Raw genomic sequence first — 19,627 nt, forward strand, 5'->3', positions numbered from 1 at the left:
TCTGGAAAGTTTGCTGTAAGTGGTAGTACGAATCGATTTTACGCGGACGCCACATTGAATTATGCTTGATTCTTGAACCCGCTGGTCCGTACACCCCCCAAGTCCGGACCGGCGGGTTTTTCCATGCCTGCAGAAAATGGGCAGGCAGCGAGAGGATTGAACTCATGACTGCAACCTTGGTAGCCAAGGACCTTGCCGGTGGCCATGGCCATCGCACGCTCTTTTCGAAGCTGTCCCTGACGGTGGCTCCCGGCGATGTGGTGGGTGTGGTGGGCGCCAATGGTGCGGGCAAATCGACGCTGCTGCGCATCCTCGCCGGCGTTGACCAGCCGCAGGAAGGCACGGTGAGCCTGGCGCCGTCCGATGCGTTCGTTGGCTGGTTGCCGCAGGAACACGAACGGACTCCGGGCGAAACCATCGCCGCCTACATTGCGCGCCGGACGGGTTGTGCCCAGGCGACGGCAGAAATGGAAGCCACGGCCGAGGCGCTCGGCTCAGGTGCACCCGGCGCTGACGATGCCTACTCCGTGGCCTTCGACCGCTGGATGGCCTCCGGTGCCGCGGACCTCGAAGAGCGAATCCCGGCCGTGCTGGCGGACCTTGGCCTGGAGCTCGGAGCCGAAGCCCTCATGACCGGCCTCTCCGGCGGGCAAGCTGCGCGCGTGGCGCTCGCCGCCTTGTTGCTGAGCCGGTTCGACGTCGTCCTCCTCGACGAACCCACCAACGACCTGGACCTGGATGGACTCGCCCGCCTGGAAGCGTTCGTGCAGGGTCTGCGCGGCGGCGTGGTGCTGGTGTCCCACGACCGCGAGTTCCTGGCCCGCTGCGTCACCACCGTGGTGGAGCTGGACCTCGCCCAGAACTCCGTGGCTGTGTACGACGGCGGTTACGAGTCCTTCCTCGATGAACGGGCCGTGGCAAAACGCCATGCCCGGGAACGCTATGAGGAGTACGCCTCCACCAAAGCTGACCTTGTGGCGCGTGCCCGGACCCAGCGGGAATGGAGCTCCCAAGGCGTCCGGAACGCGATGAAGAAGAACCCGGACAATGACAAGATCCGGCGCGCGGCCAGCACCGAGTCCTCCGAGAAGCAGGCCCAGAAGGTCCGTCAAATGGAGTCCCGCATCGCCCGGCTCACGGAAGTGGAGGAACCGCGGAAGGAATGGCAGCTGCAGTTCAGCATCGGCCAGGCACCGCGGTCCAGCGCCGTCGTCGCCACCTTGCGTGACGCCGTCGTACGCCAAGGAGACTTCACGCTGGGACCGGTCAACCTGCAACTCAACGGCGGTGAGCGCATCGGTATCACCGGTCCCAACGGTGCCGGCAAGTCCACCCTCCTAAGGCTGTTGCTCGGCACCAGGACCCCGGACGACGGCGATGCCTCCATGGGTGCCTCCGTGGCGATCGGCGAGATCGACCAGGCCCGCGGAATGCTCGACGGCGGCAAACCGCTCGGTGCCGCCGTGGAGGCCGTGCTGGTTGATTGGAACAGCGCCGATGTCCGCACACTTTTGGCCAAGTTTGGACTCAAGGCCGACCACACATCCCGCACGGTGGATTCCCTGTCCCCAGGGGAACGGACCCGTGCCGCCCTGGCGCTCCTGCAGGCGCGCGGTGTCAACCTGCTCGTGTTGGACGAACCCACCAACCACCTTGACCTTCCCGCGATCGAACAGCTTGAAGAAGCCCTGGAAAGCTATGAGGGTGCCCTGCTGTTGGTCACCCACGACCGCAGGCTGCTGGAGAACGTCCGGCTCGATTCACGATGGCACCTGGAAAATGGCCGTGTCCAGGAGTTGCACCACATACCGGGCCAGGAGAAGTAACCATGAGCATGGATGGCGTGGCCTGGAGCTCGCTCTACAAGATCACCCGGGCGCAGAGCGGTTCGCAGCCGTTCTCCAAGGAGACCCTGAAACGCGTCCTTGGCTTCGCTGCCCCGCACAAGGGCAAGCTCATCGCGTTCGTGATCGCCTCGATCGCCGGTGCCGTGCTGGCCGTGGCCACGCCGGTGCTGGCCGGCCAGGTGGTTGATGCCATCATCGGAAAATCCGGTGCCGGAACCATCGTCTGGCTTGCCGTGCTCATCGCGCTGGTAGCGGTGGGCGAGGCCGGCGTGGGGCTCCTGACCAGGTGGTTGTCGTCGACCATCGGCGAGGGGGTCATCGTGGACCTTCGCACGCGGGTGTTCGACCACGTGCAGCGCATGCCGATCGCCTTCTTCACCCGCACGCGGACCGGTGCGTTGGTGAGCCGCCTGAACAATGATGTGATCGGGGCCCAGTCCGCCTTTGCCGGGACGTTGTCCGGTGTGGTCAGCAACGTGGTTGCCTTGGCCCTGACCTTGGCCGTCATGCTCAACACCTCGTGGCTGGTGACCGTGCTGGCCATGGTGCTGCTCCCGATCTTCCTGATCCCTGCACGGCGGATGGGGTCAAAGCTGGCGGACCTGCGCCGCGAAGCCGCAGCGCACAACGCCGCCATGGGCACCCAAATGACCGAACGGTTCTCCGCGCCCGGCGCCACGCTGGTGAAGCTCTTCGGACGGCCGGATGAGGAATCCCTCGAGTTCGCTGCCCGTGCAGGCCGGGTCCGCGACATCGGCATCCGGACCGCCATGCTGCAGTTCACCTTCGTGACCGCCTTGACCCTGGTCTCCGCGCTGGCCCTGGCACTGGTGTACGGGCTCGGCGGCTGGCTCGCCATCGGGGGACAGTTGGCACCGGGTGACGTTGTGGTGCTGGCCCTCCTGCTCACGCGCCTCTACGCCCCGCTGACTGCACTGTCCAACGCCCGCGTGGAAGTCATGAGTGCGCTGGTCAGCTTCGAGCGCGTCTTCGAAATCCTGGACCTCAAGCCGCTCATCACCGAGAAGCCGGACGCTGTGGCGGTTCCGGCGGGACCTGTGGCGGTCGAATTCGACGACGTCCGCTTCTCCTACCCCTCGGCTGACAAGGTCTCCCTTGCATCCCTCGAAGACGTGGCCACGCTGGACACGCGTGGCGGCGAAGAAGTCCTCCATGGGGTCAGTTTCCGGGTGGAGCCTGGCCAGACTGTGGCGTTGGTGGGGTCATCCGGTGCCGGCAAGTCCACGGTGGCCCAGTTGCTGTCCAGGCTGTACGACGTCGACTCCGGAGCGGTGCGCCTGGGCGGCCACGGGGTTGGAACCGGAACGGATGTGCGCGACCTCCGCTTCGATGCCCTCCGCGAAACCCTGGGCATGGTGACCCAGGACGGCCACCTGTTCCACGAGACCATCGCGTCCAACCTGCGCCTGGCCCGGCCTGATGCCACCGAGGAACAGATGTGGGACGTACTGCGGCGCGCCCGCCTGGAAGCGATGATCCGCTCTTTGCCTGACGGACTCGAAACGGTGGTGGGGGAGCGCGGCTACCGGCTCTCCGGTGGCGAACGCCAGCGCCTCACCATCGCCCGGCTCCTCATCAAGCAGCCCAGGGTCGTCATCCTGGACGAGGCCACCGCCGCGCTCGACTCCACGAACGAAGCCGCCGTCCAGGCAGCCTTGGGCGAAGCGCTCGAGGGTCGTACCGCCGTCGTGATTGCCCACCGGCTATCCACCATCCGGGCTGCCGACGCGATCCTGGTGGTGGAAGACGGCCGGATCGTGGAGCGGGGCACGCACAGCGAGCTGCTCGCTGCGGACGGCCGCTACGCCGAGCTGTACCGGACACAGTTCGCGGAAGCCGCAGCCGTGGCCCAGGAAGCGGTCCCGGAGCTTTGATGCCGGTGTACCCAACTGGGTCGCATTTGTGCGCGTTTTGATCGCGGAAAACGCGCACAAATGCGACCTACTTGGGGGCGGCGAGGGCCGGGAGGACGTGGTCCGTGAGCAGCGGGGCGAGGTCGTCCGGCAGCGGCGCGTGCAGGTCCAGCCAGCGGATCTCCGCGATCTCGGCCGAGGGGTGCGCGTCCCACGTACCCGGTGCCGTGAACACCGTGGCTTCGATGGTGGTCGCTTCCTCATTGGCGGCAACGGCATGCCACACGCCCATGGGCTCAAGCTGGTCCGGAGCCACGCTGATGCCGACTTCCTCGGCCAGTTCCCGGGACGCCGCCTGGGCAGCGGTTTCGCCGGGCTCCGGCTTGCCGCCGGGGTGCATGAACTTGTCCGTCCCACGCTTGCGGACGGTGAGGAGCTGGCCCGCCCCGTTATAGACGCACACGGCGCTGACCACGATCACGTTCATGTGTTCCTCCTCAGATGCGACTCCAGCAGCAGGTCCTTCGCCGGCCCGTGGACGTCCCACGTAAAACTGAAAGCGTCAGGACCCTCCAAGGTGTAGTTGACGTAGTAGTCGTCCGGATCGCACCAGTGCTTGTCCTGGTTGGCGTCCGCGGCAAAGCTCATCACGTGGAAGGGCCGGCCATCGGGGAAGAACACGTCCATGCTTTGCCCGGTGGCGCCGGGTTTCAGGACGTACTCGCGGAAGGCCGGGCCTGAGTGGGTGGGCCAGTGCATGGTTCCGTCTTCGCGGTAGTCCAGGCCGCCGTCGGGGTTCTGGACGTAACGTACGACGCCGGAAAAGGTTCCGCGGGTGCCGGTGGCGCGATCAAGGAGGGTCCGCTCCACGTTCCATTCGCCGGCCAGGTAGGCCCGCAAGTCCATCCGTGGCTGCTGGTCATTCAAGTGCCCTCGATTGGAATCGAACCAACGACACCGGCTTTAGGAGAGCCGTGCTCTATCCACTGAGCTACGAGGGCGCATGTCCATGGCCTGTGGAGGTCCCTGGCGGGAGCCTTCCGGCCCGAACACGACTATAAGCATACAAGCTGCAAGGGCGCTGCCCGAACACGGTTAGGCTGGCGGACATGAGTGGCCACGCGACAGTACCGGCATCGGCTGGCACGTTCCTTCCCAACGTCCGCAGCATCCGTGCGGCCATCGGCGGCTGGGCCCAGCTGAGCGTGGTGCAGTACTTCGTGGCCGAGGCTGCCGTGATCGACGCGTGGGCGGGACCCGAACCGTACAGCCGCGCCACCGGCTACATCAGCGACCTTGGCGCAATATCCTGCGGAATCTACGAGGACCGCTCTGTGTGCTCTCCGTTGCACATGCTGATGAATGCCTCGTTTGTTGTCCAAGGGCTCGCTTTGATCCTTGGTGCCGTGTTCCTGACGGCCGGTTTGTTGTGTGTCGCAGCGAGGCCGGGGGTACCGGCCCGGCGGTTCCACGGCGAGGCGCCGCGGGTGATTGCCCAGCACTGGATCCTTGCGGTGGCCATTCGCATCCTGACCGGGGTTGCCGGCGTGGGCACGGTCCTTGTGGGCCTGGTGCCGGAGGACCTTGGCTCGCCATGGCATTTTGCGGGCGCCCTGATGTTCTTCATTGGTGGCGGCTTCGCCCTGATCCTGCTGGGAATCCTTTGGCTGCGGCAAACCCCTGTGAGCTGGTTCCTCGCAGCGAGCGGGGCGCTGTGCATCGGCGCGCTCGTGGTCGGCGGCCTCACCCGCATGGACGTGCCCGAGCCTGGGATCCTTGAACGGCTCATGGGCTACCCCGTGACGATCGGCCTGGCGGCCGCAGGCCTGGTGATTGCACAGCGCGTGCACCGCGAACGGCGTTTCCGGACCCGCTAGTGGCCCCGGGGCAGCGGCGGCGGCCAAGAGTGGTGTGTGCTGGCCTGGTCGCACCCGTTTGCGCCGTGGCTCCCGTAAGAACGGGTGCGTCCGGCGGGAAGGGTAGCGGCGCCGGCCAACGAGGGGTGTGTGCTGGCCTGGTCGCACGCGTTTGCGCCGTGGGCTCCCGTAAGAACGGGTGCGCTGGGCGGGAAGGGTAGCAGGGCGGGTTCGGAACGGGTGCGCTGGGCGGGAAGGGTAGCGGCCCCGGCCAACGAGGGGTGTGTGCCGGCCTGGTCGCACCCGTTTGCGCCGTGGGCTCCCGTAAGAACGGGTGCGCTGGGCGGGAAGGGTAGCGGGGCGGGTTCGCAAGGCGTGCGTCCGGCGTGAACGGTAGCGGCGCCGGCCAACGAAGGGCGCGCTGGGCGGGATCGGTAGCGGCGCCGGCCAACGAGGGGTGTGTGCTGGCCTGGTCGCACTCGTTTGCGCCGTGGGCTCCCGTAAGAACGGGTGCGCTGGGCGGGAACGGTAGCGGCGCGCTTTCGCAAGGGGTGCGTCCGGCGTGAACGGTAGCGGCGCCTGCCAACGAATGGCGCGTCCGGCGTGAACGGTAGCGGGACGGAGTCAAACAAGGGCTGCGCTGCCTGCTGCGGCGGGTCTATTCTGGCGCTATGACGACGGCGGCTGGTCCGCGTGGCGGGGACCGCGGGCTTCTGCCTGACCTCGCAGGGCGACGCGAACTTGTTGGGGGTTGGGCTGCGATCACGCTGATCCACTACTTCGTGGTGGAAGCCATTGCGATGGCGGCGTGGCGCGGCGATCCGCCCTATGACCGCCGGGAGCACGTCATCAGCGATCTCGGTGCCGCGCACTGTGGACCTTTCAATGGCTACGACGTGTGTTCGCCGTTGAATTGGCTGATGAACGCCTCGTTCGTCCTCCAGGGCGTGGCCATGGTACTGGGGGCCGTGCTGGTCAGTTCCGCCGTGCTGTCCGTGGCTGCAGAGCCGGGCCAGCGCGGCATCCGGCCCAGCATGGCTTCGAAATCCGCGGAGGCTTTTCCGTGGATCGCAGCGGGTGCGGTTCGGGCGCTCATCCTGGTTGCGGGGATCGGGCAGGCCATGGTGGGGCTGGTTCCCGAGGACACGGAGCTGGCACTGCATCTGACGGGCGCCGGAATGTACTTCATCGCCGGACCCATCGCCCTGGTGGTCCTGGGCCTGGTGTGGCGCGGACACACGCAAATGTCGTGGATGGTGCTGCTGTTCGGGGTGGTATCGCTGGGAACCACCATCTATGTCCTGGCAGTGCAGCTCCGGGTGGATGAAGCCGGTGCCATCGAACGGACCATGGCGTATCCCATCATCCTGGGCCTGTCCCTGGTGGGCCTCGTTGTGGCCCACCAGGTCACCAGGGAACGGAAAGCGGTCAGGACGTTGGGTCAGCGTCCTTCCGTGCAGTAGCGTCCTTCCGCCCAAGGAACACAGCCACCAGTCCGCACAACAGGCTGAGCAGGAACAGCACCCACGACGCCACGGTCACGGCCGAGGCAATGGCGACCGAGCCGGCGTCGGGCGTTTCAGAAGCCATCACCGAATCAATGGCGACGTTCGACCACAAGTGGGCCACGGCAAACAGCAACGGCGCCGCCCACATGGCCCAGCGCCACGATTTGCGGGCCACGTTGGTGCCGATGAGGAGCAGCCAGCTGAAGCCAAAGATCAAGGGAAACAGGGTGCCGGCGGTCTTGTGGACGTAATTTAGCTGACCCCGGGCGGCATCGTCCATGGCGTTACGGAGCTGGGCGATGTAGTCCGTGGAGAAACCGCCAATGAGGGAGTCCGGCATCGCCAGGCCGCCAGACAGTTGCGTCATTTGGTTGAGGGTCAGCAGGTGCAGGTACCAGAACAGGAAGACGCTGGCCACCACGCCCGCAATCACAATGAGCCTGGAGTTGCTCTGTGCCTTCTGCGGGGTGCGCTGGGTGGTGGGATTGATCACGGGCGGCAGGGAGTGCTCCGGGACTGCCGCTTTGGCTCCGTGCTTCTTGATGCGCTGCGCTGGGGTCTTGGCCATGTGATTCATTATTCCGCCACATAAGCTGGACCCATGACCATCGGCAGGCACACAGCAACTGAACTGGACCCATCACTCGACGATTACCAACTGGCCAGCGCCCTGGTCCGTGAGGCAGGTCAGTTGGCCCTGCTTATGCGGATGGGGGGCCTGCAGGGGGAGCGGAAGACCTCGGTGTCGGACGTGGTGACGGCTGCCGACCGCGCCGCCGAGGCCTACGTCCTTGAACAGTTGCGCCGCTGCCGCCCCGAGGATGGCATCCTGGGCGAAGAAGGTGCCTCCGTTGCCGGAACGAGCGGCCGGACCTGGGTGATCGACCCCGTGGATGGCACCTACAACTTCCTGCATGGCTCCACCTACTGGTGCTCGGCCATCGCCCTGAAACGCGACGACTCGGACCGCGGCGGCAACCCGGTAGCGGATCCCTCCGTGGTGCTTGGTGCCATCTACCAGCCGGAAACGGACAAGCTGTGGCTCGGCGGCGAAGGACGTCCCGCAACGCTCAATGGGGAACCGATCTCCGGTTCGGGGGATGTGGCAGTGGGCCAACTGAGTGCCGCGACCTACATCCACCCGACCTGGCTGGCGGATCCGCGCGCGGCCATGCCGTGGCACGCCGCGGCAATCACCGCGGCATCCTTGCGGATGTTCGGTTCCGGCTCGTGCGACCTCGGCCGGGTGGCTGACGGCGAACTGGGGTGCTGGTTCCAGCACAGTTGCCCCGAATGGGATTGGCTCCCCGGCAAGGCGATCGTCCGCGCTGCCGGTGGGGACACCGCCGTCGTACAGGTCAACGGACTCAACTGGTTCGTCGCAGGAGGCACGACGGCGGTCCGCGAGTTGAGTGCTGCCCTCACCTCCGTGCCCCAGTTCGCTTAGTCCTGGGCTGGCTTGAGCGGGCACGTGGTCCGCATCCCGGGCACCGGTCGAAGGAGTGTCAGACCCACCGCCTAGACTGGTAGGCACCATGGATATGTTGTTTGACCCCTATGCAGACGGACCCTTCAAGGCAGGCTCACGGGCCGCAGTCAAGGCTGCGCCGGAGCTTTCACACAGCGGCGGTGGTGCTGCTCCTGCCCGGACAGGCGAGGATGATGGGGCTCCCGGTTCGGGCGGCTGGGGTCACCAGGGGTCGCATGGCTTGCCGTCCGCTGATGCCTTGCTGCAGGGCCTCAACCCGCAACAGGAAGAGGCCGTCAAGCACTCCGGCAGCCCGCTGCTCATTGTCGCCGGCGCCGGCTCGGGCAAGACCCGTGTACTCAGTAACCGGATCGCGTACTTGATCGCCACCAAGCGGGCGCATCACGGTGAGATCCTGGCCATCACGTTCACCAACAAAGCTGCGGCGGAAATGCGGGAACGCATCGAAGCGCTGGTTGGTGGACGTGCCAAGGCCATGTGGATCTCCACCTTCCACTCGTCCTGCGTGCGCATCCTTCGCCGCGAGGCGTCCAACGTGGGACTGAACTCCAACTTCTCCATCTATGACTCCGCGGACTCGCTGCGCCTCATCACGCTCGTGGCGAAGAACCTGGACCTGGACCCCAAAAAGTTCCCGCCCAAGGCCATCCAGCACAAGATTTCCGCGCTGAAGAACGAGCTCATCGACGACGATTCCTTTGCGTCTTCGGCCAATTACAACGAGCCTTTCGAAACCGCTGTGGCTGAGGTCTTCAAGGGCTACACGCAGCGTCTGCGCCAGGCCAACGCCATGGACTTCGACGACCTCATTGCGCAGACCGTCTACATGTTCCGGGCTTTCCCGGCGCTCGCGGAATCGTACCGACGCCGTTTCCGGCACGTCCTGGTGGACGAATACCAGGACACCAACCATGCCCAGTACGCCCTGGTCAGGGAAATCGTAGGCCTGGGTAATGACACCGAGGTCCAGCCGAGCGAACTGACAGTGGTTGGCGACTCGGACCAGTCAATCTACGCCTTCCGGGGCGCGGACATCCGCAACATCGTGGAGTTCGAGCACGACTACCCGAACGCGCGGACCATCAAGCTGGAGCAGAACTACCGCTCCACGCAGAACATCCTCAGCGCTGCCAACTCCGTGATTTCCCGGAACCCCAACCGGCAGGAAAAGCGCCTGTGGACCGCCGAGGGCGATGGCGAGAAGATCGTGGGCTACGTCGGCGAAAACGAGCACGACGAAGCCCAGTTCATCGCCAAGGAAATCGACCGGCTACAGGACGAGGAGGGGCTGCGTCCCGGCGACGTTGCCATCTTCTACCGAACCAACGCCCAGTCGCGATCCATTGAAGACGTACTGGTCCGCGTTGGCCTGCCGTACAAGGTGGTTGGCGGTACCCGGTTCTACGAGCGCAAGGAAATCAAGGACGCACTGGCCTACCTGCGCGTCCTGGTGAACCCGGACGACGACGTCAACCTCCGCCGTGTATTGAACGAACCGAAGCGGGGCATCGGGGACCGTGCCGAGGGCGCTGTTGCTGCCTTGGCCGAGCGGGACCGGACGTCCTTCATGGACGCAGCGCGCCGCGCCGATCAAGCACCCGGCATGGCTACCCGCTCCGTCAATGCAGTGTTGGGCTTCGTGAAGCTGCTGGACGACCTCGCCGAGGTAGCCTCGGGGTCCGGGGCGTCCGCGGCCTTGGAAGCCGTACTTGAACAGACTGGCTATCTTGCCGGACTCCGCGCCAGCAACGACCCCCAAGACGAATCCCGCGTGGAGAACCTCGCAGAGCTTGTGGCCGTGGTGCGCGAGTACGAGCGTGACAACCCCGAAGGTTCACTGGGCGAGTTCCTGGAACAGGTCTCCCTGGTGGCGGACGCCGACCAGATCCCGGACGCGCCGGGGGCCGACATCGACGCCGCAGTCGCCGAAGCCAAGCGCTTGGGCGTGGTCACGCTGATGACGCTGCACACGGCGAAGGGCCTGGAGTTCCCCGTGGTGTTCCTGACCGGCATGGAGCACGGGATCTTCCCGCACCAACGCTCCGCCACGGATCCCAAGGAGCTCGCCGAGGAACGCCGCCTTGCCTACGTTGGGCTGACCCGCGCACGCAAGCGGCTCTATGTGACCCGCTCCGAGGTCCGCAGCATGTGGGGCCAGAGCCAGTACAACCCGGCCAGCCAGTTCCTGCAGGAAATCCCCTCGGAACTGGTGGACTGGAAACGCGAGGGTACATCCCGCCAGGCCGCAGGCGGCTGGGGCGGTGCACCCATCGGCTCCAACCGCTATGGCGGATCCTTCTGGGGAGCCGGCACCTCCCGCGGAGTTGCCGCGAGCCCAACCGCCGGGTTCGACGCCGATGTCCCTGCAGCCGTGGCTAGGACCCGGGTTCAGCCGCAGAAGGAAGTCATCGCCGTGTCGGTGGGGGACAAGGTCAACCACACCAGCTTCGGCAACGGGGTGGTGCTGGGCGTCGAAGGAGCCGGCGACAAGACAGTGGCCAAGGTGAAGTTCGACGTCGGCGAGAAGCGCCTGCTGTTGCGTTACGCGCCACTGACCAAACTGGATGCCTGAGGCGCTTTGATTCGATAGTTCTCTGTCGGTATACACTCTTGCTTGGATTAATCATTTCGATTGATTAATAAGAATCCTTACTGAATCATTGGGGACAAGCAATGACGTTTGACATCGATGTGGCCAAGTCTCTGGGTGTGGTCGCTGCAGCGAAGGCGCATTGCAGCGAACTTGAGCCGATACGCGCAGCCGTGCGGCATACCGTTGATGAAGTGGGCGGGTCCTTGCGTGCGGGGCCGGTCTTCGGTGCCCTCCAGTTCTACGGCGACGACGTGCTGCTGCTGGACCTCCTCGCGCTGTCACAGCGGATAGCCAACGTGTTTGGCGGGACCCAAGCTGCGGTTGCTGCTTATGTGGCCGGTGACGAGCAGTTGGCCGCAGATGTGCTCAGGAACGCTCGAAGCATTGTGGATGCCCCCACGTTCAGCTTCCGCCTGGACAAGTTCCGCGCTAGGCCGATGGGGTAGGGCCGCGTGAACGAGTACCAGATTGATACGTCAGGCTTGTTCGCCCTCCCTGATCCGGATGCCCTGGAAACCGCTGTGTCTCCGCTGGTGCGGCATGCGCAGGGGATGATCAATGCAGTGCAGGCTGCGTCATCGGAATGGTCCGCTTTGGCTGATGCCTACGTAGCTCCTGAGGCGCCGGTGGTCTTGGCGTTGTTCAAGCCCGTGACCCAGACGAGTGACAACATTCGGTCCGGCATGGTCACAGTGTTCTCCGCGTTGATGCGTTACGCCGAAACCGTCCGGGAGTTGCGACGGAAGCGTCAGCTCCTCTTGGACGACATCGCCGATTTCCACCGGAGGATGGAGATCCATCTGGGGCAAACCCCTAGTTGGGATCCCCACTCCAGCCAAGAAAGTTTCGGCAGTCAGCACACTGGACAGGCTCCGCTTATGGAACATTCCGACCTACTGCGCAGGGTTTCGGTGTTGGTGTCGGAACACGAGGAAGCTCAGCGTTTATGCGAGTTCGCTGTCCGTGGGGTGCACCGCTGGGAGTCAACGGTTCCTCCGTATTACCCGGGTGGGACCGCCACGGATCCGGCGCTGGACCATGCTCGTGCGGAATTGCGCCGCATGGAGTCCGGGGGAGGGGATCCCCTGGCAATGTTGGCGTTGTGGAAGACCCTGACGCCGGGGCAACTGCTCGATTACGGGATGGCCGAGTCTGACTACCTTCGATCGGGATTCCGTTCGCCGCCACCGGTCGCGCAGGTGAAGGCGTGGTGGGCTGGTCTAACCACCGACCAACAGGCGGCCCTCGTGGTGGCGGCACCAGGAGTCATCGGAAACCTGAACGGGATTCCGTACGCCGCGCGTGCCAAGGCCAACAAAGCAAACGTGGATGCCGTGTACAAGGATCCGCGGACCACTGCTGAGCACAAGGCTGTGTTGCAGGAAATATACGACGCGCTGGAGCCCCGAAAAGACAACGATGAAGACCCTGCCGCTCCCCGGAGCATCGTCTCATTCACCCCGGACGAGAATGGAAAACCTCTCGTGGCTGTTGCGATTGGTGACTTAGACACGGCTTCGAATGTGACATGGAACGTCCCGGGCATGAAAACCACCGTGGCCGACGGGCTGGAGTCATGGACGAAGTCGGCGCAGGATTTGTATAAGGTCCAAGAATTTGCCGGGCTTAAAAGCGGCGACATCCGCACTCTTGCCGTGGTTTCCTGGGTGGGTTACGACAGCCCTGAGGCTCCGCCCAGCAGTGAGGTGTTATCGACTGAACAGGCCAAGGCTGGCGGGGCCAAGCTAGCCATGGCCTTGGATGGGTTTTCGGAGTTGCGTACGAGCGGATCCGACGGAGTTGACCAACCTCATCTGAACGTAGTTGCCCACTCCTACGGCACCACCACCGCATCGTATGCGCTGATCTCCACCACCCACTCCGTCGATACAGTCACGTTCTTCGGCTCTGCCGGAATTGCCTGGCGGGACGTGGGCTCGGCAATGGACCTGCACGTGGCAAAGGACGCGGACGGCAGGCCCGACGTCTTTGTGACGGCGTCCAGCGAGGACCGTGTTGCTCCATTCGGAATTATTGGCAGCGGACTGCGTGGTCGTGAGGGTCGGCTAGATCCTCTGAATTCTTGGTTTGGCGGGAAAAACTTCTCTTCCGAGGGTGGCTACGATCCGGACACTGGTGAGGTCTATTGGAGGACCACGGGCCACGACGCCAACGGTTGGGCAGTAAAGGGTAGCGGCAATACCCTGTTTGCTGCGACGCGTGATCATGGCTACCTCGACCCCAGCACCGAGTCCGCCCATAACATCGCATTGACGTCCACGGGCAAGGAAGGCCAGATTAAGAAGCTGATTCCGCTCCGACGCGAGTTGGTGGAAATTCGCGGTGAGATGGCTCCGCTGGGACGCTCCGTAGAGCGCGACCTTACACCGCAAGAACTAAGAGAAGAACTTGGCAAATGATGATGCTAAAGCCTGCATACAGGGTGTGGTTGGTCTCGATGATGATGGGAAGTTTACTGATGACCGGATGCAATGTAGATCCAACAAAGGATAGGCAGCTTGACGAGCCAGGACCTGGCGAGCGGAGTGCATCGGAGGTGTTCACCGACTTCTTGGATGCCATGGAAGACACGGTTCAACATTCCGGCACCACGTGGCCAGGATGGGACCGCCAGGATACGGCGGACTACGTCTCAGAGCCATGTGGTGTGAACGCACGCGCTGACGGTCGCTCATACGAACGACAGATCAAGGGAGGTCCTATAGACGATCCGCAGGCCGCAATAGAGAACATGAAAGCGCACTGGGTGGAGAAGGGTTACAAGATCGGAAACACCTTCGATAACGGAGACCCCGCGACGGGTGCCCAGATAAACGCTTACACAAGCCGAGGAATGCTACTTCAATTCTCGCCAACACCCCGGGGAAGCTTGATCAACGTAATTGGAGAGTGCACCCTCGATCCCGCTGCCAGGCAGAAAACCACATAGACATGACCAAAGAGTCGCACCACACAAGGACATCCCGTGGCGGAAAGCTTGGTATCCGGTGGCTGTGTTTGCCAATCACCATCGCGTTTTCTGTCGTGATTGCCGGTTGTGGTGTGACTTCAGCGGGTGGATCGAGCACTGAGCCGGGGCCAGGCCAACGCAGCGCCTCCGAAGTGTTCACCGACTTCTTGGATGCCATGGAAGACACGGTTCAACATTCCGGCACCACCTGGCCAGGATGGGACCGCCAGGACACCGTGGACTACGTCTCCGAACCCTGTGGCATACATGCGCGCGCCGACGGCAGGCTGTACCAGCGGCAAATCAAGGGTGGTGCCATCGCCGATCCACAGGCAGCAGTCGAAGTGATGAAAGCGCACTGGGAATCGAAGGGCTACACCATTGGAAATATCTTCGACGGCAAGGGTGCGGACAGCACTGGCCTTGAAATAGGTGCGTCAGGTCCACGGGGAATGACCCTGATCTTCACAGCAACAAAGTACGGCAGCTTCATTAAAGTAATCGGCGAGTGCACTTTGGACCCTGCCGCACGGAAGAAGACCACGTAGCCTTGGCCAGCGAGTCACACCACGCAAAGATATCCCGTGCCGGAAGGCCTGGTATCCGGTGGCTGTGTTTGCCAATCACCATCGCGTCTTCTGTCGTGATTGACGGTTGTGGTGTGACTTCAGCGGGGGGGGGGGTCGAGCACTGAGCCGTCCGGTCTGCCCGTTGTCAGGAGCCTTAGCGCGTCTTAGACTGGCCGGGCGTGCGCGCTTGGGGTCCGCATGATTCGGTAGGGCGCTGCGCTTCGGGGGTTTCGCATTCTTGTGGGGGAGGACGCGCGTGGGCGCCATGCAGAGGGAACGTGGTTTTGCCGCTAAAATCTGGGGGATGATTCTGGCCGCCGCCTTGGCTGGTGGGTTGGCGTTGCAGTTGGCGCCTCCCGGTTTAGCTGCAGGCGAACCCGTGCCGGGCGCCGAGGTTGCAACGCCCACCCAGCTTCCCGCCGTCGAGCCCGCGCCGGAACCGGTGTCCACCGAGCCGGGCACCGCGCCGCTCCCTTCGTCCACAGCAACACCCACAGCCACTGCCACGGCGACTCCAGAGCCACAACCAACAGGCACCGTGTCGATCCCGGCCACAGAGCCTGCGATTCCGGAAGCGGTGGTGCCCACAGGGTCGACCAATGGGCCTGACCAAACTCTCGCCGCGGACCCTGAGCCCTTGGCCGTGCAGGGGTACGTGGAGAACGGCTTCGTGGGAAAGCCCTTCGACGAACCGTTGGTGGTCTCAGGAGGTACTGCCCCGTATTCCGTGACAGTGACCGACCTGCCGCCAGGGCTGGCGTTCAATGAGGCTGGCCTGAAGGTCACGGGGACGCCCAGCCAAGCTGGTTACTACCAGATGACCGTGGCCGTAACGGACTCCTCGGAACCTGCCCAGACCGTGTCACGACAAGTCTCGGCGAGCATCAGCGAATACCACCCGCCAAAAATTGAGTTGCATACCTACACCGGTCAGTACCCGGACGCCGTTATTGGCCTTCCGTATGAGCAGAGCATCGACGTGTTCACGGCCGGAGTCATACCGTTCACCACATCGATCGTTGAAGGGCAACTTCCGCCCGGAATGTCCTGGAGCAACAAGTCAGCCAGCGGAACCCCCACGACTGTCGGCACGTACGCCTTCACCGTCCGGGCGACGGACCAGTTCGGTTCCAGCGAAGCCTCGTTCAGGATCACTGTGCGGGCAAGTGCACCGTACGCTGTGGGCTATGTAGTGCCGCCCGCCGTCCTGGGGGAGCCCTACTCGGCCAAGATCGCTTCGGTGACCGGCGGCGTCGGCCCCTACTCCATGTGGTGGGGAACGCCGCAGCACATGGCCGGCAGCCTGCATTGGCACGATCCCGGTCCGGACGGGCTCGTTATTGATGGCAACGGATTCCTCAATGGCACGCCCACCAGGGCGGGATCGTTCCGGATTTACGTGAAATTCCGTGACGCGGGCCTCGTTGAGCGGGAGATCTTCTGGACCACCGTCACCGTCCTCGAAACCCGGCCACCCGCCGTCGAACCGCCGCCTGCAGCACAACCACCAGCCGCGGGTGAAGTACCTCCAACAACGGTGCTGCCGGCAGGCGCGGTAGAGCCGGCGTCGTCCGCTGAACTGGCGGCTACGGGGCTGCAGTCCGGAACCCTCAACGCAATGCTGTGGGCCGCCGGAGGTCTTCTGACGTTCGGCACACTGATCGCAGTCGCAGCGCATCAAAGCCGGAGGCGTGGCGGGGCCGGCTGAGCAGCCACGGCATAATTGGAGCCATGCGACGGACTGTATTGGGGATTCTTGCCGCCTTGCTCTTGCTGGCCAGCACGGCGTGTTCCTTCTCCACCAAGGACCCCAACTACGTTCCTCCGGAGCCGCTGCCTCCCCTGGAACAGCTCAAGCAGGTGCCGGTGACGCAACAGACAACCCTCGCCGCGGGCGACGACGTCATTGCGTTCGTCACCCCGGACCACAACATCGTCTGCGCCATGACGTCCTCGCGGGGCGGCCATATTAACCTGCCCTATGAGCCCAACACGTACTCGGACGCTGCCAACAACAAATTCGCCGTGGTGCCCGTGGTGCAGTGCGAATTGGCGGCCTACGCCAAACCTGAAGCGGAGGACATTTCCGACGATTGCGGCGCTACCGGCTTGGGCTACTTGGGTGGGACCGTGCTGCTCTCGCCGGACAAGGCCGTGTACGGCTCGTGTCGCTCCGGCGTAACACAAATGGAGTCGGAGTACGGTCCCAAAGGAACGCGGAACGGTACCATTTCCAAGCTCCGTGAGTTGGCTGACGGGCAGAACATCGAACGTAACGGCCTGCGGTGCTCCGCGTACAACGACGGCGTTGCCTGCGGAAACGTCTCCGGTGGCGTAGCGTTCTTCGTCAGCCGCGAGGGTTACCAGCTGATTTCCGACGGCGGCAAGACGGTCCGCGGGAACCTGAAGGAAGATTCCTGACCACTGCGGAGCGTACGTGTGAGCCCAAAAACCGCGCCATCACGCGGATTTTCTACGCTCGATAGAAGTGTAAGCTTACTCACTTAACCGGTACTGTGGGAGTGGCGGGACGCCTCAAAGGGCTAAAGTTCCGAGAGGACCTTACGCAATGTGACCGGGCATGATTACTGGTTATGACCGCGTACTTTCCGCAGCTGGCTAATCGCGGTCATCGCGGTTCCGGCTGGACAGAAACTACTTCGACGTAGAAGGACACTAAACCGTGGACCTGTTTGAATATCAGGCGCGCGATATGTTCGAAGCGCACGGTGTACCCGTGCTCGCCGGCATCGTGGCGCACACTCCTGAAGAAGCGAAGGCAGCTGCTGAGAAGATCGGCGGCGTTACTGTCGTAAAGGCGCAGGTTAAGGTTGGTGGCCGCGGCAAGGCTGGCGGCGTCAAGGTTGCCAAGTCTGCCGACGAGGCGCTTGAGCACTCCACCAACATCCTGGGCATGGACATCAAGGGCCACACCGTCAACAAGGTGATGATTGCCCAGGGCGCTGACATCGCCGAAGAATTCTACTTCTCGGTCCTCCTGGACCGTGCCAACCGCAACTACCTGGCCATGTGCTCGGTTGAAGGCGGCATGGAGATCGAGCAGCTTGCTGTAGAGCGCCCCGAGGCACTCGCCAAGATCGCCATCGATCCTGCTGTTGGAATCGACCAGGCCAAGGCTGACGAGATCGTCGCAGCTGCCGGCTTCGCTGAAGAACTGCGCGGCAAAGTCGCCGATGTCATTCTGAAGCTGTGGGACGTTTTCAAGAAGGAAGACGCAACCCTGGTTGAGGTCAACCCGCTGGTCCGCACCGGCGCAGGCGACATTGTTGCCCTCGATGGCAAGGTTTCCCTGGACGAGAACGCCGACTTCCGCCACGTGCACCACGGTGAGCTGGAAGACAAGGACGCGGCCGACCCGCTCGAGGCCAAGGCCAAGGCCCAGGACCTCAACTACGTCAAGCTGGACGGCGAAGTTGGCATCATCGGCAATGGCGCCGGTCTTGTGATGTCCACCCTCGACGTCGTCGCTTACGCCGGCGAGAACCACGGCAACGTGAAGCCCGCCAACTTCCTTGACATCGGTGGTGGAGCGTCCGCCGAGGTCATGGCCAACGGCCTGGACGTCATCCTGGGCGACTCCCAGGTCAAGAGCGTCTTCGTGAACGTCTTCGGTGGCATCACCGCTTGTGACGCCGTCGCCAAGGGCATCGTCGGTGCACTGGCAGAGCTCGGTTCCTCGGCGAACAAGCCGCTGGTTGTTCGCCTCGACGGCAACAACGTCGAAGAGGGCCGCCGCATCCTGACCGAGGCCAACCACCCGCTGGTTACCCTGGCCGCCACCATGGACGAGGGCGCCGACAAGGCCGCCGAGCTCGCCAACGCAGCTAAGTAAAGGGACGCGACAATGTCTATCTACCTCAACAAGGACTCCAAGGTCATCGTCCAGGGCATCACCGGCGGCGAGGGCACCAAGCACACCGCCCTGATGCTCAAGGCCGGCACCAACATTGTTGGTGGCGTCAACGCCCGCAAGGCCGGCACCACGGTCCTGCACGGCGACAAGGAAATCAACGTCTTCGGCACCGTCAAGGAAGCCATCGCCGAAACCGGCGCGGACGTTTCGATCGTCTTCGTTCCGCCGGCATTCACCAAGGACGCAGTGGTTGAAGCCATCGAAGCCGGGATCGGCCTCGTTGTAGTCATCACCGAAGGTGTGCCGGTTCAGGACTCCGCCGAGTTCTGGGCACTCGCCCAGTCCAAGGTGGACGCTGACGGCAAGCAGATCACCCGCATCATCGGACCGAACTGCCCCGGCATCATCACCCCGGGTGAGGCCCTGGTTGGCATCACCCCGGCAAACATCACGGGCAAGGGCCCCATCGGACTGGTTTCCAAGTCCGGTACCTTGACCTACCAGATGATGTACGAACTCCGCGACCTCGGTTTCTCCACCGCGATCGGAATTGGTGGCGACCCCATCATCGGCACCACCCACATCGACGCCCTGGCTGCGTTCGAAGCCGACCCGGAGACCAAGGCGATCGTCATGATCGGTGAAATCGGTGGCGACGCTGAAGAGCGCGCAGCCGACTTCATCAAGGCCAACGTCACCAAGCCGGTTGTCGGCTATGTGGCAGGCTTCACGGCTCCCGAGGGCAAGACCATGGGCCACGCCGGCGCCATCGTGTCCGGCTCCGCTGGTACCGCACAGGCAAAGAAGGAAGCCCTCGAGGCAGCAGGCGTGAAGGTCGGCAAGACGCCGTCCGAGACCGCCAAGCTGCTGCGCGAGGTTTTCGCAGCGCTCTAGGCTTACAACAGCCTTACGACGGCGGCCCGTCACCTTTCGAACGGAAAGGTGACGGGCCGCCGTCGTGCTTTAAGCGCCCGTTGTGAGGCCTGCTCAGCGCGCTATTCCTCAGCCGGGCGCAGCACCCGGGTTGCCTGGCCGAGCTTGCGAGG

17 protein-coding genes and 1 tRNA gene are annotated in these 19,627 nt (G+C 63.8%); 14 read left to right on the forward strand and 4 right to left on the reverse strand.

Annotated features, from left to right (window positions below; all coding sequences use genetic code 11):
- Positions 1 to 164 precede the first annotated feature (164 nt).
- Both ACIPY3_RS11620 and ACIPY3_RS11625 read left to right on the forward strand, forming a co-directional pair.
- Positions 165 to 1,826, forward strand: coding sequence for an ABC-F family ATP-binding cassette domain-containing protein (locus tag ACIPY3_RS11620; protein ID WP_400334113.1), 1,662 nt, complete (start codon positions 165 to 167; stop codon positions 1,824 to 1,826).
- A 2-nt stretch (positions 1,827 to 1,828) separates the two neighbouring features.
- Positions 1,829 to 3,742, forward strand: coding sequence for an ABC transporter ATP-binding protein (locus ACIPY3_RS11625; RefSeq protein ID WP_400334116.1), 1,914 nt, complete (start codon positions 1,829 to 1,831; stop codon positions 3,740 to 3,742).
- Between the two features lie 67 nt (positions 3,743 to 3,809).
- Here ACIPY3_RS11625 and ACIPY3_RS11630 read toward each other — a convergent pair whose 3' ends face one another.
- The 3 genes from ACIPY3_RS11630 to ACIPY3_RS11640 form a co-directional block, all read right to left on the reverse strand.
- The gene (locus ACIPY3_RS11630) at positions 3,810 to 4,208 is read right to left on the reverse strand and encodes an NUDIX domain-containing protein (RefSeq protein WP_400334119.1); all 399 of its coding nucleotides are present in this window, start codon (positions 4,206 to 4,208) and stop codon (positions 3,810 to 3,812) included.
- A complete protein-coding gene (locus tag ACIPY3_RS11635) occupies positions 4,205 to 4,648 on the reverse strand; it encodes a DUF6314 family protein (RefSeq protein ID WP_400334122.1) in 444 nt (147 codons plus the stop codon). The genes ACIPY3_RS11630 and ACIPY3_RS11635 overlap by 4 nt, the downstream gene beginning before the upstream one ends.
- A 1-nt stretch (position 4,649) precedes the next feature.
- Positions 4,650 to 4,722, reverse strand: a tRNA-Arg gene (locus tag ACIPY3_RS11640).
- 108 nt (positions 4,723 to 4,830) lie between these two features.
- Here ACIPY3_RS11640 and ACIPY3_RS11645 point away from each other — a divergent pair.
- Positions 4,831 to 5,598 carry a DUF998 domain-containing protein gene (locus tag ACIPY3_RS11645; RefSeq protein WP_400334125.1) on the forward strand — a complete coding sequence of 256 codons (768 nt, stop codon included), beginning with the start codon at positions 4,831 to 4,833 and terminating at the stop codon, positions 5,596 to 5,598.
- A 650-nt stretch (positions 5,599 to 6,248) separates the two neighbouring features.
- A complete protein-coding gene (locus ACIPY3_RS11650) occupies positions 6,249 to 7,040 on the forward strand; it encodes a DUF998 domain-containing protein (RefSeq protein ID WP_400334127.1) in 792 nt (263 codons plus the stop codon).
- On the opposite strand, the gene ACIPY3_RS11655 is transcribed toward ACIPY3_RS11650, so the two are convergent.
- Entirely contained in the window at positions 7,006 to 7,653 is a 648-nt protein-coding gene (locus ACIPY3_RS11655) for a hypothetical protein (protein ID WP_400334130.1), read from the reverse strand. The genes ACIPY3_RS11650 and ACIPY3_RS11655 overlap by 35 nt on opposite strands.
- A gap of 33 nt (positions 7,654 to 7,686) precedes the next feature.
- On the opposite strand from ACIPY3_RS11655, the gene ACIPY3_RS11660 reads away from it, so the two are divergent.
- From ACIPY3_RS11660 to sucD, 10 genes are all read left to right on the forward strand, one after another.
- Complete coding sequence (locus ACIPY3_RS11660) at positions 7,687 to 8,532, forward strand: inositol monophosphatase family protein (RefSeq protein WP_400334133.1); 846 nt, start codon at positions 7,687 to 7,689, stop codon at positions 8,530 to 8,532.
- Between the two features lie 88 nt (positions 8,533 to 8,620).
- Positions 8,621 to 11,146: a DNA helicase PcrA gene (gene pcrA / locus ACIPY3_RS11665; protein ID WP_400334136.1), complete on the forward strand. Its 2,526-nt coding sequence runs from the start codon at positions 8,621 to 8,623 to the stop codon at positions 11,144 to 11,146.
- A 101-nt stretch (positions 11,147 to 11,247) separates the two neighbouring features.
- On the forward strand, positions 11,248 to 11,613 hold the full coding sequence (locus tag ACIPY3_RS11670; protein ID WP_400334138.1) for a DUF6507 family protein: 366 nt from the start codon (positions 11,248 to 11,250) through the stop codon (positions 11,611 to 11,613).
- A 645-nt stretch (positions 11,614 to 12,258) separates the two neighbouring features.
- The gene (locus ACIPY3_RS11675; protein ID WP_400334141.1) at positions 12,259 to 13,587 is read left to right on the forward strand and encodes an alpha/beta hydrolase; all 1,329 of its coding nucleotides are present in this window, start codon (positions 12,259 to 12,261) and stop codon (positions 13,585 to 13,587) included.
- Entirely contained in the window at positions 13,584 to 14,117 is a 534-nt protein-coding gene (locus ACIPY3_RS11680; protein ID WP_400334144.1) for a hypothetical protein, read from the forward strand. The genes ACIPY3_RS11675 and ACIPY3_RS11680 overlap by 4 nt, the downstream gene beginning before the upstream one ends.
- A 2-nt stretch (positions 14,118 to 14,119) precedes the next feature.
- Entirely contained in the window at positions 14,120 to 14,686 is a 567-nt protein-coding gene (locus ACIPY3_RS11685; RefSeq protein WP_400334147.1) for a hypothetical protein, read from the forward strand.
- A 325-nt stretch (positions 14,687 to 15,011) separates the two neighbouring features.
- Positions 15,012 to 16,415: a putative Ig domain-containing protein gene (locus ACIPY3_RS11690; RefSeq protein WP_400334150.1), complete on the forward strand. Its 1,404-nt coding sequence runs from the start codon at positions 15,012 to 15,014 to the stop codon at positions 16,413 to 16,415.
- A 23-nt stretch (positions 16,416 to 16,438) separates the two neighbouring features.
- The gene (locus ACIPY3_RS11695; RefSeq protein ID WP_400334153.1) at positions 16,439 to 17,128 is read left to right on the forward strand and encodes a hypothetical protein; all 690 of its coding nucleotides are present in this window, start codon (positions 16,439 to 16,441) and stop codon (positions 17,126 to 17,128) included.
- A gap of 262 nt (positions 17,129 to 17,390) precedes the next feature.
- Entirely contained in the window at positions 17,391 to 18,560 is a 1,170-nt protein-coding gene (gene sucC / locus ACIPY3_RS11700) for an ADP-forming succinate--CoA ligase subunit beta (RefSeq protein ID WP_397323104.1), read from the forward strand.
- Positions 18,561 to 18,572: 12 nt separating this feature from the next.
- On the forward strand, positions 18,573 to 19,475 hold the full coding sequence (gene sucD, locus ACIPY3_RS11705; RefSeq protein ID WP_400334156.1) for a succinate--CoA ligase subunit alpha: 903 nt from the start codon (positions 18,573 to 18,575) through the stop codon (positions 19,473 to 19,475).
- Positions 19,476 to 19,627: the final 152 nt, after the last annotated feature.

Origin of the sequence: Paenarthrobacter sp. NPDC089714 (genome assembly GCF_044748905.1) — a bacterium.
Taxonomy (GTDB): domain Bacteria; phylum Actinomycetota; class Actinomycetes; order Actinomycetales; family Micrococcaceae; genus Arthrobacter.

Excerpts from the sequence above, each read along its gene's own strand:
- ACIPY3_RS11620 (WP_400334113.1), top strand. The coding sequence starts at position 165 with ATGACTGCAACCTTGGTAGCCAAGGACCTTGCCGGTGGCCATGGCCAT.
- ACIPY3_RS11625 (WP_400334116.1), top strand. The coding sequence starts at position 1,829 with ATGAGCATGGATGGCGTGGCCTGGAGCTCGCTCTACAAGATCACCCGG.
- ACIPY3_RS11630 (WP_400334119.1), bottom strand. The coding sequence starts at position 4,208 with ATGAACGTGATCGTGGTCAGCGCCGTGTGCGTCTATAACGGGGCGGGC.
- ACIPY3_RS11645 (WP_400334125.1), top strand. The coding sequence starts at position 4,831 with ATGAGTGGCCACGCGACAGTACCGGCATCGGCTGGCACGTTCCTTCCC.
- ACIPY3_RS11650 (WP_400334127.1), top strand. The coding sequence starts at position 6,249 with ATGACGACGGCGGCTGGTCCGCGTGGCGGGGACCGCGGGCTTCTGCCT.
- ACIPY3_RS11655 (WP_400334130.1), bottom strand. The coding sequence starts at position 7,653 with ATGGCCAAGACCCCAGCGCAGCGCATCAAGAAGCACGGAGCCAAAGCG.
- ACIPY3_RS11660 (WP_400334133.1), top strand. The coding sequence starts at position 7,687 with ATGACCATCGGCAGGCACACAGCAACTGAACTGGACCCATCACTCGAC.
- pcrA (WP_400334136.1), top strand. The coding sequence starts at position 8,621 with ATGGATATGTTGTTTGACCCCTATGCAGACGGACCCTTCAAGGCAGGC.
- ACIPY3_RS11670 (WP_400334138.1), top strand. The coding sequence starts at position 11,248 with ATGACGTTTGACATCGATGTGGCCAAGTCTCTGGGTGTGGTCGCTGCA.
- ACIPY3_RS11675 (WP_400334141.1), top strand. The coding sequence starts at position 12,259 with ATGTTGGCGTTGTGGAAGACCCTGACGCCGGGGCAACTGCTCGATTAC.
- ACIPY3_RS11680 (WP_400334144.1), top strand. The coding sequence starts at position 13,584 with ATGATGATGCTAAAGCCTGCATACAGGGTGTGGTTGGTCTCGATGATG.
- ACIPY3_RS11685 (WP_400334147.1), top strand. The coding sequence starts at position 14,120 with ATGACCAAAGAGTCGCACCACACAAGGACATCCCGTGGCGGAAAGCTT.
- ACIPY3_RS11690 (WP_400334150.1), top strand. The coding sequence starts at position 15,012 with ATGATTCTGGCCGCCGCCTTGGCTGGTGGGTTGGCGTTGCAGTTGGCG.
- ACIPY3_RS11695 (WP_400334153.1), top strand. The coding sequence starts at position 16,439 with ATGCGACGGACTGTATTGGGGATTCTTGCCGCCTTGCTCTTGCTGGCC.
- sucD (WP_400334156.1), top strand. The coding sequence starts at position 18,573 with ATGTCTATCTACCTCAACAAGGACTCCAAGGTCATCGTCCAGGGCATC.